Raw genomic sequence first — 257 nt, forward strand, 5'->3', positions numbered from 1 at the left:
GCCCAGGGTCCAGTTGATCGACGACCAGACAGTGTCGATTTCATAGGCCAGAGCGCCGTTTTCGCTGATGGTGTCACCGGTGTTGTCGACGATGTAAGTGTCGTAGCCGGCACCGCCGATCAGCGTGTCAGCACCCAGCCCGCCGTTCAGGGTGTCATTGCCGGCGCCGCCGTCGAGGATGTTGTTGCCGCTGTTACCGGTCAGGCTGTTGTTCAGCTCGTTACCGGTGCCGTTAAGGTTGGCGGTGCCGGCCAGGA

Annotated in this window: 1 pseudogene; it reads right to left on the reverse strand. The window is 61.9% G+C overall.

Annotated features, from left to right (window positions below):
- Positions 1 to 257: pseudogene (locus ACM6JQ_RS20835) on the reverse strand (Ig family protein); the annotation flags it as partial.

The organism is Pseudomonas sp. IT-232MI5 (genome assembly GCF_949767845.1).
GTDB lineage: Bacteria > Pseudomonadota > Gammaproteobacteria > Pseudomonadales > Pseudomonadaceae > Aquipseudomonas.